Annotated in this window: 8 protein-coding genes and 4 pseudogenes; 5 read left to right on the plus strand and 7 right to left on the minus strand. The window is 69.6% G+C overall.

Annotation, left to right across the window (positions count from 1 at the left end; all coding sequences use genetic code 11):
- Positions 1–8: 8 nt before the first annotated feature.
- A pseudogene (locus OG361_RS04040) lies at positions 9–1,486 on the minus strand (NF041680 family putative transposase).
- Positions 1,487–1,731: 245 nt separating this feature from the next.
- On the opposite strand from OG361_RS04040, the gene OG361_RS04045 reads away from it, so the two are divergent.
- Complete coding sequence (locus OG361_RS04045; RefSeq protein ID WP_405862057.1) at positions 1,732–2,277, plus strand: hypothetical protein; 546 nt, start codon at positions 1,732–1,734, stop codon at positions 2,275–2,277.
- 98 nt (positions 2,278–2,375) lie between these two features.
- On the opposite strand, the pseudogene OG361_RS04050 reads toward OG361_RS04045, so the two are convergent.
- Together OG361_RS04050 and OG361_RS04055 are read right to left on the minus strand one after the other, a co-directional pair.
- Positions 2,376–3,023, minus strand: a pseudogene (locus OG361_RS04050) (IS5 family transposase); the annotation flags it as partial.
- A 419-nt stretch (positions 3,024–3,442) separates the two neighbouring features.
- Positions 3,443–4,243: a maleylpyruvate isomerase family mycothiol-dependent enzyme gene (locus OG361_RS04055; protein ID WP_405851880.1), complete on the minus strand. Its 801-nt coding sequence runs from the start codon at positions 4,241–4,243 to the stop codon at positions 3,443–3,445.
- 946 nt (positions 4,244–5,189) lie between these two features.
- Between OG361_RS04055 and OG361_RS04060 the strand changes: the two are divergent.
- Positions 5,190–5,360 (plus strand): annotated as a pseudogene (locus tag OG361_RS04060) (LexA family protein); the annotation flags it as partial.
- A gap of 573 nt (positions 5,361–5,933) precedes the next feature.
- Here OG361_RS04060 and OG361_RS04065 read toward each other — a convergent pair.
- From OG361_RS04065 to OG361_RS04075, 3 genes are all read right to left on the minus strand, one after another.
- Entirely contained in the window at positions 5,934–7,385 is a 1,452-nt protein-coding gene (locus OG361_RS04065) for an RNB domain-containing ribonuclease (protein WP_405851881.1), read from the minus strand.
- Between the two features lie 774 nt (positions 7,386–8,159).
- On the minus strand, positions 8,160–9,032 hold the full coding sequence (locus tag OG361_RS04070) for a hypothetical protein (protein ID WP_405851882.1): 873 nt from the start codon (positions 9,030–9,032) through the stop codon (positions 8,160–8,162).
- A gap of 176 nt (positions 9,033–9,208) precedes the next feature.
- On the minus strand, positions 9,209–9,745 hold the full coding sequence (locus tag OG361_RS04075) for an SRPBCC family protein (RefSeq protein ID WP_405851884.1): 537 nt from the start codon (positions 9,743–9,745) through the stop codon (positions 9,209–9,211).
- Positions 9,746–10,233: 488 nt separating this feature from the next.
- Here OG361_RS04075 and OG361_RS04080 point away from each other — a divergent pair, with 488 nt between their 5' ends.
- The 3 genes and pseudogenes from OG361_RS04080 to OG361_RS04090 all read left to right on the plus strand — a co-directional run bounded on the left by OG361_RS04080 (position 10,234) and on the right by OG361_RS04090 (position 11,724).
- Positions 10,234–10,779, plus strand: coding sequence for a hypothetical protein (locus tag OG361_RS04080; protein ID WP_405851885.1), 546 nt, complete (start codon positions 10,234–10,236; stop codon positions 10,777–10,779).
- Positions 10,780–11,025: 246 nt separating this feature from the next.
- Positions 11,026–11,317, plus strand: a pseudogene (locus OG361_RS04085) (HNH endonuclease); the annotation flags it as partial.
- A 56-nt stretch (positions 11,318–11,373) separates the two neighbouring features.
- Complete coding sequence (locus tag OG361_RS04090; protein WP_405851886.1) at positions 11,374–11,724, plus strand: hypothetical protein; 351 nt, start codon at positions 11,374–11,376, stop codon at positions 11,722–11,724.
- A 190-nt stretch (positions 11,725–11,914) separates the two neighbouring features.
- Here OG361_RS04090 and OG361_RS04095 read toward each other — a convergent pair whose 3' ends face one another.
- Positions 11,915–12,385 carry a lamin tail domain-containing protein gene (locus OG361_RS04095; protein WP_405851887.1) on the minus strand — a complete coding sequence of 157 codons (471 nt, stop codon included), beginning with the start codon at positions 12,383–12,385 and terminating at the stop codon, positions 11,915–11,917.
- Between the last annotated feature and the right edge of the window lie 599 nt (positions 12,386–12,984).

Below are 12,984 nucleotides of genomic sequence, written 5' to 3' on the forward strand. Positions count from 1 at the left end.
GTCAGAGTCTAGGCTTGACGTTCTCCAGTGCGCCGTGGCTTGGTGCCGACCTTGTGGTGTGAGGGCCGAGTGTAGGGCTCGCCGGTGGCGAGGACGCGTCCGACGTCGTAGCGGGTGGCGGGTTGCTGGTTCTTCGAGCCGAGTGGGCGGCCGGGGCCGGGTCGGGTGGGTTTCGGTGCACGGGCCGGCGTGCCCGTCCGCGCGTGCAGGTTCCTGAACCCTCGGCGAACCCGGGCGGGGGTGAGCTTGTTCGGTTCCGCCGGTCGTTCCCACGGCCGGCGAAGATCCGCGGTAAGCGGGCGGGCGAGGCGGAGTTGTGCGTGGGCGGCCAGGACGAGCCAGGTCCAGCGGTCGGCCGCAGCGGAGTCGCGGAGCTTGGGCCGGGTCCAGCCGAGGGTCTGCTTGAGCAGGCGGAACGTGTGCTCGACGTCGAACCTGCGCAGGAACGCCTGCCAACACCGGTCGATGTCCCCGGCGGCGCCCCCGGTGCCCGACCACCACAACCAGACCGGCTTGTTGACCCCGCCGCTGGGCAGCTTCGCCACAGTCAACCGGATCACCGTGCCCTCGATGATCGGCAACGGCCCCACGTGATCCCCCCACGCGGCCCTGCGTGTCAACCGGGGATGGAGCCGGTCCCACGCCTGAGCGGTCGCGATCCCGTACCGCTCCGTGGTCGTGGAGGTGACCGCCGCCGCCTCGCCCCAGGTGAGCGGGTCGCCGAACACGAACTCGCCTCCATGCTTCGGCGGGCGACCGCCCTGCGGCGGGCAGATCCACGGGACTGGGACCGGCTTGCGCATCACCCGGTCAGAGCGGAGCCGGCCCAAGACCTCGATCGGCATGTCCGCCAAGAGGTGCGCGATGCGAGGCGCGTCGTAGCCGGCGTCCAGGACGACGAGGACGTCCGGTTGGCCCCGCTGCCACTGGCCCGCCGCGATGAGGCGTTCGACGACCTCGCGGACCTGGACGGCTGTGACGGCCGCGAGGTCGGCGCCGGGCTCCAGCCGGATCGCGTCGAGCAGGGCGGTCCAGGAGGTGCGGCCGCTCTCCAGCGCGGCAACGATCGAGTACGGCCAGCCCGGAACCATCTGGTGCTTGCCCAGGCCCCGGCCGAAGGTGTGGCAGAAGGAACGGTCCGAGCACGTGTCGGCGTCCGGCCGTAGCCACGGCGAGACGTCGACCGCCAGCACCAGACGCCCGTCGGCCGCGCGGGGCAGCGGCACTCGACCAGGGCACGGCGGAGCCGGGCGACGTCGATCCGGCCTTGGTTCAGTCCGGCGTAGAGGGCGCCGTGCCCGCGCCGGTGCTCGGGCGCGAGGGCCAAGTCCACGAGCGTGCGAACCGGAACGTCGGTGCACAACAACGCATCACACAGCTCGAAGAGGGCATCACCCCGGGCAAGCAGGGAGGCGTACAGCTCGGTGCGGAACGCCGTCACCGTCGTGAACGCGTCTGGTTGAACCCCGTGCTCGACCTGTCCCACGATCCGGCCTCCACGCGCCGCGCCGACCTCTGCCCGCAGGATCAGGCCCTGGCCCCGTGGACACGCCGTGAACAGGGGAAACCCCGAACAAGTTCGAGCCCTGTTCGACGGCGGACCAAAAACGTCAAGCTTAGAGGTTGTTGTCTTTCCGGGCTTGAGGACTGCGTTCTCGCTGGTCAGGCATAGGGTCGGCGGTCTCGTGGCAGTGGTGACGTGTCGTGTCGTTGCTTTGGTGGAGGTCGAGGATCCCGTCGGTCGTGGGACTGCTGGAACAGCGTGAGCTCACCGCTCGCCGTCGTGTCGACGATCTGCGGGAGGAGGCCGACCGCCTCCAGGCGGAGCTGGCCTTGGCTGAGCGGGAGTGGAACGAGTGGGTCATCGCCCGCTCACGCGTTGGCGAGGTACTGGCCCCGGGCAACGACGCCGTCGTCGGCCCCGCCGCCTCCGAGGGTCTGCCGGCTCCCGGTGTGCAACCGGCGCGGCCCGAACCGGCGGAGGCGGCGAAGCCGAAAACAGTGGTGCCGGTGTGGCGCGCGGGGCTGGCCTGGTCGGCGCTGTCGGTGGACTACCAGCGCATCCTGCAGGCCCTCAGCGACCGTAACCGACTCGGTCAAGGAGCGTTGACGTGCCAGGAGATGGCCGCCTGCTTCGGCCTGGACCCCGTACCGGGAAAGGTGGAGGCACTGCGATCGAAGGCCAAGCGGCTGACGGCGCGCGGCTGGCTGATTGAGCCGGCACCTGGCCGATTCACGCTCGCGAAGGACGTGGCCGGGCAACGCGGCGGGTCATGAGCATCGTCATCGACCAGTAGACCATCGCCTCCGCGCTGGCGATGGAACGCTCGAAGTCGCGCACGACGGCGACTTCGCATCAGGTAGGCGAAGAACCGCTCGACGATCCACCGCTTGGGCAGCACGACGAAGCCGCGCATGTCGTCGCTGCGTTTGACGATGGCGAGGACCAGGGCGAGGGCCGCGAGGCAGTACTCGACGAGGCTGCCGGTGTATCCGCCGTCGGCCCAGACCAGGGCCAGCAGGTGGTGCGCGGCAGTGACCTGGGTGAGCAGGACCTGGGCCGCGGCGCGGTCGCCCACATCCGCTGCGGTGATCATCACCGCGAGCAGCAGGCCAAGGGTGTCGACCACGACGTGCCGCTTGCGCCCGTTGATCAGCTTGCCGCCGTCGAAGCCGCGGCTGTCAGAGCCGACGACCGCGTCCGCTTTGACCGACTGCGAGTCGATCACGCCCGCGCCCGGCTCCGAGTCCCGCCCGGCCCGCTCGCGGACCAGGCGGCGGAGCCGGTCGTGGAACTCGCGGACCAGATCGTGGTTGCGCCAGCGCCGGAAGAACGCGTAGACCTGGTCCCACAGTGGGAAGTCGGCAGGCATGGCCCGCCACTTCGTGCCGTTGTCGACCAGGTAGCGGATCGCGTCCAGCATCGCGCGGTGGCAATAAGCCTCGGGTTGCCCGCCCCGGCCCCGCAACCAGCCCGGCACCGGCAGCAGTGGCCGGACCACCGCCCACTCGGCGTCCGACATGTCGGTGGGATACCGACGCTCGCGCGCCCCGTGGTCTCTGGCGTTCCCGAACCTGTGAGCCAGACAGTCACACGCGAGAGTGGCTGAAGTGGACCCCACTCCCGCGTTTCCGTAGAAATGCGACAACAGGGCCTCCTGGACAGCACGTTGGCTTCGACACCCTTCGAGCTACCAAGAGGCCCTGCTCTCATGCACGGCAGCCGATCGACTGACTTCTCGACGAGATCGGGACGACGGCAGTCGCGTCGCTTCTCGTGATCGCTGGGACGGACAAATTCGCACTGCCATCCAGGTAGACGGTCGGCTTGGTGACGCCCCGAGGCCGCCTCGCGGGTTTGAGTCCGGTGCCGCGACTGACGAACCTGGCGAAGAGTCGTGTCCTACCGGCTCGAGGCGCGGCCAACAGCCCCCGCTACGTCCTACTTCTCCTCCGGCTCCCAGGCGCGGAGCAGGTCGAGCAGCCCTGCGTCTCCGTCAACGTGCAAGGAGTCGGCCTGGATCCGGTCGTACAGGTAGAGGACCAGCTCACTGGCCGTGCCGTGGACGGAGGCGCCGGCTGCGTCCGACTCTTCGCCGGTCGCGGCGGTGGGCGCGGGGATGCGGGTGGTGCGTGCGCCGTCGCCGTCGACGGTGAGGCGCCAGGAGCGGCCCTCGGCGGCGTGGAAGTCGAAGGCCGTGGGCTTGTGCGGCCAGGCACTCGGCGTTGCGCAGACGGTGAACAGGAACTCCTCCACACCGTCGAGTGCCAGCTCGACCGGCAGCGGCTGCGGGGCGCCCCCGGCGAGCTGGGCGTCGTAGGTGTGCACCGCGGTCTCCTGGACCCGGTGCCGGGCGGTGCCGTCGGCGGTCTGCGGTGACTGCGACGCGGGCCACCACGTCCAGCAACCGCTCTCCGGGCCTGCCTCGCGCAGGGCGCCCAGCAGGAGCTGCGTCGACGCGGCCAGCCAGGCCAGCAGGGCCTCACGCTCCTGCGGCACTTCCAGCGCGGCGCGCGCGGCGACGGCCTCGGCCGGGGGAGCGTCGGCAGACCCCGCGCCGACGATGGCGGCCCAGAAACGGTCTCCCCCACCCAGGTGCTTCACCAGATCGAACAGCGTCCACCCGGGGCAGGTCGGCACCTGCGCGTCGAGACCGGGCGCGGCGGCGACCACGGCGCGGAAGGCGGTCGACCGTTCATCGATCAGTCGCAACAGGTCAGGGAACTCAAGATTCTTTTCCACGCCGGATGTCTATCACCGTGCTCTGGTGATCGGACAGCGATTTTCACAGTCGCCGCCGGTTGGCCATTGCGGACGTCCTCGCCTCCCACCGCTCGGGTGACAAGCTGCGCACTGCTGCGAGGACGCTGGTGGTGGCGGTACGCCAGGCGTCGTGCCTGTGGGTGCTCTGGCCTCGCCGTGCGGCCGGGCACCTCGGCGACGTGACGTCCACCCGGTGCGCGCGGTCATGCTGCCGCTCGATGTGATGGACGCGGAGGTCACGACGGCGGGGGAGGACCGGTCGGGTCGGGAGTTCAGGTGACTCCCGTTCGACCAGCACTCCTCAAGTTCGGAACAACAGCCACTTAGCTGAAGCTCTCGACAGCGATGGCCGCCGCCCGAGGCGGTGATCCGGGAAACGTGTGCGGTGTGCCGCGCGTAAGACGACTCAGGCCACGGTCTCGAGGACGGAGCGCCCTCCCCTGCGGATGCCTTTCTCGCTGCGGATGCGGGCGCGTTCTCGGCGTTGTGCCAGGGCTGCTCTTCGTTCCCCAGTCGGTTGCTGTCGGCAACGGGGCGGGGCTGCCCGCTCATGGAGTGCGCGGGCCGTGCCGAACGGTCCATGGCGTCATAGGCGCGGCCCGCGCAGAGTCGGAGCCGCTCATGCGTGCGTGCAGCCGGTTGAGCCGGGCGGCCTCCCGAGTCACGCCCCGTCAGGCCGTGGACTTGCCGTTGACGCGTAACTCCTCGGAGGGCATCGAGTCCCATTCGGTATTCGCGCCGTCGCGCGTCACCATGAACAACGGACGCGATCGGAGGACCCGCCCGACTAGTTGCCGCCGCCCATCATGTCAATCGCCGACCAGCAGACTGCCGGGTGCCGCCGAGCTCGCGCCGAGCACTCAGCGCGAGCCCCGTCTGGGCTCGGCCGCGCATACGCGACACCTGAACATGCGAGCTCACCAGTCCCGAGGCCGACCATGGCGACATCGTCGCCGCCATGCTGGACGGCGAAACCACATTGAAGCGACTGCGCCGTGAGGACGGCCTGGTATGACTGGTGCCCGACGACACCGGGTACGAGCCGATCCCGGGTGACCATGCCGTCATTCTCGGCAAGGTCGTCACTGTCCTGCGCGCGCTGTGCCCGGCACGAAAGGGGTCCGCCCGGTCGCCGGCCGACGCGCCTGTGGGACAGCTATCGTCAGCGGTTGGAGGCGGACCGGAACGTCGAGGCCGTCACCTACTTGCTGTGGATGGACTGGTTCGAGGACCACACCACTTCCGCGATGGCCTTCGTCATGGTCCTCGGTAATGACATCGACCGAGTGGTGGCCGAGCGATCGGAAGCCTTGCTCCGCCGAGCCCGTCGGGTTCTGGAGTGTTCGGGCCCGGTGCGCTGGACGGTGAAGGAGTCGACACACCGCACCGCCGTGCGGCTTCCCGCCCTGCATTCAGCCCTCTTCCGCGGTCTTCGGGCGGGCTTCCACGACGTCTACGGCGACCTGGAACCGGCTGGGGCTCGGCGGACAAGAGTTCGCCGAGCCTGTCCAGTCCATTTCTAGAAGGTGCTGAGCAGCGGTGTCCCTTGGCCCCAGCGGGCGGCACCGGCGAGGTGACCGACCCGGCCTCCCACGCCGACGACTCGACGGCCGTCGTCGCGGCGGTGCCGGCCGCGCGGGCGACCCGGCCCGCCGGAGTCGACGGGCCGCTACACCGTATTGAAGAGGATCTTGTTCTTGCCCGAGAAGAGGGGGTCGGCCCGCGTGAGCTTGGCCTGGACGCTCGCGCCCAGGTCGAGCTTGGCGCCGGACGTGATCCTGCCCATCACGGCTGGTTCCGCGAGGTGCACCATGCCCTCCTTCGGTTTTTCGTCCTCCGCGTCGGTGTTGATGACCGTGCCGCCGAAGACCTCGCCCACCCGGTTCTTCAGCACCGCGGCCTCCGCCAGGTCCACCGCGCGCCGGTCCGCCACCTTCCCCTTCCCCCGCGCCATGTCGCACGGCAGGCAGTACAGGGCGTCGAGCACCCAGCTCGGCGGGGCCTGGCCGGCGCACGCAGCCACGCACAGCTCACCGGTGTACCGGTCGATGAGGCGACGCAGCGGGGCCGTGCAGTAGGAGTACGGGGCCGCGATAGCCGCGTGGACCGTGTGCTCCGGGATGTGGTGGTCGCGGAAGGTGGTGTACTCCGCCTTGAGCAGCATGGCGGTGGCCTCGCTGAGGAAGGCCATGTGCTTCTGGTCAGCCGGATTGAGGGAGTTGACCAGCGCGGCATAGGAGACGCCGGGCTTCCAGTCGATGCCCAGGAGCTTTGCAATGTCGTGCACGCGCTGGACCACGTGCTGGTCGGCCTGCTCCTTCTGGGTCCGCAGGATCCCGGTACCGCTGTCCAGCATGATCCGGGCCGCAGCCATTCCGGTCATGAGGGAGATCTGCTCGTTCCAGCCCTCCACCGGCAGTGCCGCCACGTAGCTCAGCCGGAACGATCCGTCCTCCAGGGTGACCTCCTGGTCCGGCAGGTTCACCGAGACCCCGCCGCGCGCGGCCTCGACGGCCTCCCGCAGCTTGCCGATCTCGCGCAGCAGGGCGACGGACTCCTCAGCCGTGCCGGCCTCGATGTCCTGCTGGACCCCCGCGTAGCTGAGCTTGGCCCGGCTGCGGACCTTGGCCCGGCTCACGGTCGAGTCGGTCACGTTGCCGTCGGCGTCCAGGTCGTGCTGCCACAGCAGGGCGGGGACGACCTGATCCGGAAGCAGACTGGCCGGCCCCTCGGAGATCGAGGGCGGGTACAGGGGCACCTTGAGGTCAGGGAAGTACAGCGTCTCGATCCGGTCGCGAGCCTCGGCGTCCAGCGGACTACCCGCCTTCACGAAAGCGGCCACGTCGGCGATGGCGTAGTGCACGCGGTACCCGCCGCCGGGCCGCCGCTCCAGGTACATGGCCTGGTCGAGGTCCTTCGAGGCCGGCGGGTCGATCGTGAACAACGGCAGGTGGGTGGCGTCCTTGTCGGGCAGCCGGACCGCGGCTTTGGCGGCCTCAGTCGCTTCGAGCACATGCGCGGGAAATTCCGTAGGAGCCTTCAGCTCTGCCCGGAGCTCCTGCAGTGCCTTGAGCAGGGCGTCCTGGGCCTCTCGGGACATGTGCATCTGTCGGCGTCGCATGTACCGAGCGTAGGGCTGCGACCACGGAGCGGCGCGGTGAGCGGGTCCGGGCGGGGGAAAAAGGGAGCAGCGATCCGAGGGGGCCATCCTCACGGGGCGCGGGGGGCTGTGGCCGTGCCCGCAGCCGCAGGAGTCGATAGGTACACATCCGCCTGACGGGTGCTGACGCCGGTCACGAGACGACCGTGCCGGGGCCGTCTGGACCTGCCGGACGAAGAAATCCGGCAGCCCTACCGCGACGGCGAGAGCGCCTACAGCCTCGCCAAAGCCTTCACGGTGCCGCACACGACCATCCGCCTGCGGATCCCGAAGGACGAGTGGCGCGGAGACCCATCCCGGCAGACTCCTGCGCCTCAGCGTCCGAAGCCCAAGTCCCGTCCCCCGGCGAATCTGGCGACGCTACGCCTCCCCAAACGGAGATCCTGCTGCGCTACCACGCCGGTGAGTCCGCCTCGAGCATCGCGCGTGCCGCGGGGGCGTCGTGCATGACGTAGATGTCGTTGCGGGCGGAGTAGCTGGTGAAGGCCTCCAGGAACTCTTCGGGGCCGAGCGTAAGTGATCATTTGCGCGGTGGACCTGCCGTGACCTGCGGAAATGGGTCACTCTGATCCGTAGCACGTGCGCACTGCGTGACGGAGTCACAGTCCGCGGCTGGTGGTGCGTGCGCGACTTCCCGCCACCATCGAGTGAAATCCGCCAACTCCCGCGCGGCGGCAGCCAGATCGCCCCAGGCGCCGCACCGGCTGCTCGCTCCCGGCTCGGCGGCCGGGCCGTCTACGACTCGGTCGGCTGCTCCAGACGCTGAACCGCGTGAGCAGCCTGCTCGGCGGACCTGCGCGCCTCCCGCAGGGCACGCTCCGCCGCCTTTACCGCCGTACCGGCCTCCGCCTCGGCTGCCTTGGCCTCGGCCTTCGCCTGCCGGGCACCCTGAAGCTCGTGCTCCATGCGGCGAACCCGCTCGGCCGCCTCCTCCCGCTTCCCATCGGCGGACTCCTGCGCATCACGCGCCTTGGCGAGCTCCCGCTCGCGCCGGCCGACCTCGGCGTCGGCCTCCTCCGCCGTCGTACGAGCGCGCTCGAGGTCGCGCAGCCGCGCCGCCTCACGCCCCGGCTTCTTCTTCGGCCCGGGCTGTTCGACCGGAGCCGGGCGCGCGGGCACCGTCTCCGGAGTGACGGCAGCGAAGTCGACCGCGGCCTCGGGCACCTTCACGAGCCGACCCTTCGACCACTGCTCGGCGACGTCCGGGTCGGCGAGCACACCGTGGAGGGTCTGCTCGATCTCGTACAGCACCGTGTCGCTCACCGACTGTCCGGCTTCGCTGGCCAGGGCAGCGGCCGTGCGGGCGAGCGCGGTGATGAGTTGCTGCTGCTGCCGGCTCGCCGCCCGCAGCTGATCGGCATCGAGCGTCCGGTGGGCTTCCCGCAGCGTCTCCCCCAGCGTCAGGAACTGAGCGGCCTCCTGCCGTCGCTCATGGGCCAGAAGGTTCGCCGCCCACGCCGCGAGCACCGGCCGGCGCAGCGCGGCGATCGCCTTCGCCGCCGCAGTGTCCTTTGTCTTCCGCGCCTGCGCGGCGTATGCGTCCCGCGCAGCAACGAACTCGGACGGCTTCAGCCCGTACAGTTCCTCGGCCACCTCCTCGACATTCACGTCACCCACTGTGCGACGCGCTCGGCGATCGGTGGGGACGAACCTCCGCCGAAGACCCGCCCGTCACCTGCTCGGAGCGATACAGGCGCTCACGCTGGGCCGTTTCTCCGGTGAAAGGCACCACCCGCCCGGGTGATCCGGGCCGCGGTCGCCTCCCGGCACGGGTGCTGCGGCAGCTAGAACGCCGGGGCGCGATCACCAATCTGATGCGACACGGCCTGCCCGCGCTCCTCCTCGCGGACGTCCTTTCCCTGCTCGGCGAACGCCTTGAAGTCCTGCATGTGCTGTTGCGACTGCTTGCGGAAGGCGCCGGGCATCAGAAGTCCCACCAGCTTCATCAGAAAGCCGCTGAACCGGTATTCGTTCTCGCTCTCCCAGAGCGTCGTTTCCGGGCTGGCTTCGGTCAGCCGGTCGCGCACGGCGTTCCACATTCCCTCGCCGACGATCTCGCGGTCGAAGTGAACGACGCTCGTTTTCGGGATCTCGCGCAGGTCTGCCGGTTCCCGGCGTGTGATGGTCTCGGTGCACTCGATCTTCCGCTGGCCCATCTGCATCATGACCCGCGACTTGGTGCCGAGCTGCCCGTGCTCCCCACTCAGCGGCTCGTGCAGCACCAGGCCCCGCAGCCATTTCGGCAGATGTGCCGGGTCGGCGAGCAGCTGGACCACCTTCTCCCGCGGCAGGGCGATCTCGATGGAGACGGTGTATTTCATGGGGTGCATCATTCCTTTCCTTTGGGACAACGTGCTTTTGCGCTGCTCGTCGTGTTCCTCGGCTGAGGGCACTGCATTCTGTGTCCGTAAAGTACAGGTAGCGAGGTACGGGGCGAGTATCTCCAGCGCCTCTGCCTGTCGGCCCTGTTCGCCGAGCAGCCGTGCCCACTCCCGTCAGCCCGTGGCCGGCCAACTACCTGATCCGCGTTCCGTGCTCGAGGGCACCGACTGGGCTGCGCTGGAGCATGCCTACGGAGCAGCCCAGGACACGCCACTTCGCCTGCTCCAGCTCTCTTGGACGAGGACGCGGAGGTTCAAGCGGGAGCGCTGGGGCAGTTGGACATATCCGTCCTGCACCAGGACTCCTTGTACAGTGCGACGGCGCCGGCCACCCTGTTCGTAGCCGCGGCGTTGAACGCCCCTTCCACGCTGTCCCCCATGAGAACTACACCACCTGGGACGACCGCCTTCGGCCACTGCGCGCCGCCTTGCTCGAATGGCTGGGCCGGATCGCGGATGCGGCAGCCTACGGCGAGACGACCGACGAGGACGACGGCAACGATCCGGGCGTCACCGAGGCAGTACGCGATGTCCGCGGCCTGATCTACGACGGCGTCCTCCCGCACCTCCTGGCCCCGGACCCCACCGTCCGGGAGGCCGCCCTCAGCGCCACCGCCGCGCTCCTCCAGTCTCCCGAGCTGACTGGTCGAGTCTCCGGAACCACCCAGATCCTCCGGCAGCTGCTTGCCGAGAGCACCGACCGGCGTGAACGCGCTGCCACCATCCTGGCCATCGGCGCCTGGGCGAGGACACCACCAGATGGCTCGCCGACCCCGACCCCGCCATCCGGTCTTGCGCCGCTCTGTCACCGGGATGCGCCGGCAACACCGAGGCGACGCGGACGATCCTCCGCGCCCTGCTCGACCCCGCGGCCATCGACTCCTGGTTCCGCGAACCCACCGCTGCCGACCCTTGGGCTACAGACCCGCTGCCGCACATTGAAGGTCGCCTGCGGCATGCCCTTCCGGCTATGAGCAGGGTGCCAAGCTCACTCCGGCCCAGCACCGTTACCTGGACTCTCTCGCCGACCGCGACGTGTACTGGCGATACACCCACCTCGTCACCTCGTGGTTCGACGACGTCGGCCTCCCCGCGGACCGCAACGCCATCAGGGCACTCTTGGCCGGGCAACGGCCGCACCAGTAAGGGACACCGGCTCGGACCGCCAGCCACCATCGCCAGGGAGGAATACCGCACCGCTCGAATGACGCTCCCTGCCAGCTGGTGCGAGCGCCTGGACCCCGGCGCGGCGGGAGGCGTACGCGAACGACCAGGACGCCGCCACCTCCCTCGTCGCCGTCACCGCCCGCACGAACCGCTCGAAGGCCGACCAGAACCCGCGCGAGTGGATGCCGCCCGCTGCCGGACGCGCACTGCCGGTACGTATCCGAGTGGGTCGCCACCAAGCTCCGCTGGGGACTGACGGCCGACCAGGGCGAGGCCGACGCACTCGCGTTGTACGCCGAAGGCCCCTGCGAAACCGCCGTCGTCCACTACACCCCCGCCCCCTGACCTGCTCGCCCTACACATCAGCTCCGTACGAGCCCTCCGCCTGACAAGGAGAGAACTTGTACAGGATCACCAAGCCACTGGCCTCAGCCGCCATCAGCTGCGTGCTCGCCGCAGGAGTCGTCGTCGCGACCGGCGCGACGGCGAGCGCGGACCGGTGCCCGTCGAGCAGGTCCCCGCGAATCGACGGCGCCCAGGCTCAATGGACCACCGCCTGTGACATGGGCGACGTGAAGGTCTACGGCTGGGTCGACGCCACCCGCAAGGACGGCAAGTGCGCCGTCGTACGCATTGACCCGGCCGCGGGCAGGACCCGGGAGTTCCAGGCATGCGGGTCCGGCACCCGCGAGACGTTCAGCGTCACCTACGACGACCAGAACGTCGCCGAGGTGACACTCCGCCTGCGCTGACCTTTCCGGCGCAACCACCGTTCAGTGGCGGCTCGTAGCGTCGTCAGCGGGCGAAGGCGGTGTCGCTGACCCCTGCCGCATACGCCGGTGGCCGTCCCGCGCAACGCCTCTGACGTACCCGCCCGGCCACAGGACGATGCCCCGTCTTCCGCCGTGGACGTGGCGGAAGACGGGGCATCAACGGGAGGGGTCAGCGGCGGTGGTGGTGGCGACCCCAGGACTCGGTGTCGACGGTGCGGCCGCGGTCGTCGCGCAGGGTCGCGGTGTCGGAGTGGTTGTCCCAGACGTAGCTGTGGCGGTCCTGGAACAGGTCGGTGCGGGTGTCGCGGCCCTCACCGGTGTGGATACGGACGGTGGAGCGGCCGGCGAGACGGACGTCGTTGAAGCGGTAGCGGTGGCCGTCCTCGTCCTTCAGGGTCCAGCCGTCGAGGTTGACCGCGTGGCGGGTGTTGTTGGTGATTTCGACCCACTCGGCGTTCAGCGACCGGTTGGTGCGGTTGTCGCGTCCGGGGCTGTCGGCCTGGACACGGCTGATCTCCACCTTCGGCGTCCGGTGACGGTCGCCGTCGTGGGCGGAGGCCGGCAGGGCGACGACGGACACCATGGCGCCGGCCGCGAGGACGGTCGCGGCGATACGACGGGCGGTCGAAGAAGCAGACATGGGTGATGTCTCCTCAAAGAACGGTGCCTCACCAGCCGATACGACTGGTGAGAGCGGTGCGGGTCCCGGTCCGGTGCGGGCCGAGGACCCGAACTCTGCAGCCCCGCCGGCCCCGCCGGAATGCCAACCGGAGCCCGTTACCAGATACGGACATATCCGTAACTGTCACCTTCACAAGGCACGCATATGCAACAGACGTGGCCCTGACATTCACTGACGGCTACACCCACCCGTTCAGCGATCAACCACAAGCCCTTGCCCACACCGGCCCACAACCGATCGCACCACTCGGCCCACTCCGCCAACCGCGTGACCAAGCCGAGTAACAGCCGTTCTGCACGTTTCTTCGCACAACCATGCCGCCTCTCGCACACGAAGACGACGAGACCGCCGCAGAAGCACGCTCCGCCCACGTCAGTTGTCAGTGACGACTGGCCCTCGAGGTGACGGCGATCTCGCCCATCGCCGCTCGCTCGCCGCGTGTCCACGGGCACCGCGGCGTGCAACGACCAGCGGATTACCGGTAGGCGGTAGGGCCGCCGTTCGTCAGGCGCAACGGTTCTCCCGCTCCTGGGAACGGGGCGTTGCATGACGAAGCC

The organism is Streptomyces sp. NBC_00090, assembly GCF_045160815.1.
Taxonomy (GTDB): domain Bacteria; phylum Actinomycetota; class Actinomycetes; order Streptomycetales; family Streptomycetaceae; genus Streptomyces.

Bases quoted from the DNA above. Each gene is read 5' to 3' on its own strand.
- OG361_RS04065 (WP_405851881.1), bottom strand. From the start codon at position 7,385: ATGCGACGCCGACAGATGCACATGTCCCGAGAGGCCCAGGACGCCCTG.
- OG361_RS04075 (WP_405851884.1), bottom strand. From the start codon at position 9,745: ATGAAATACACCGTCTCCATCGAGATCGCCCTGCCGCGGGAGAAGGTG.
- OG361_RS04095 (WP_405851887.1), bottom strand. From the start codon at position 12,385: ATGTCTGCTTCTTCGACCGCCCGTCGTATCGCCGCGACCGTCCTCGCG.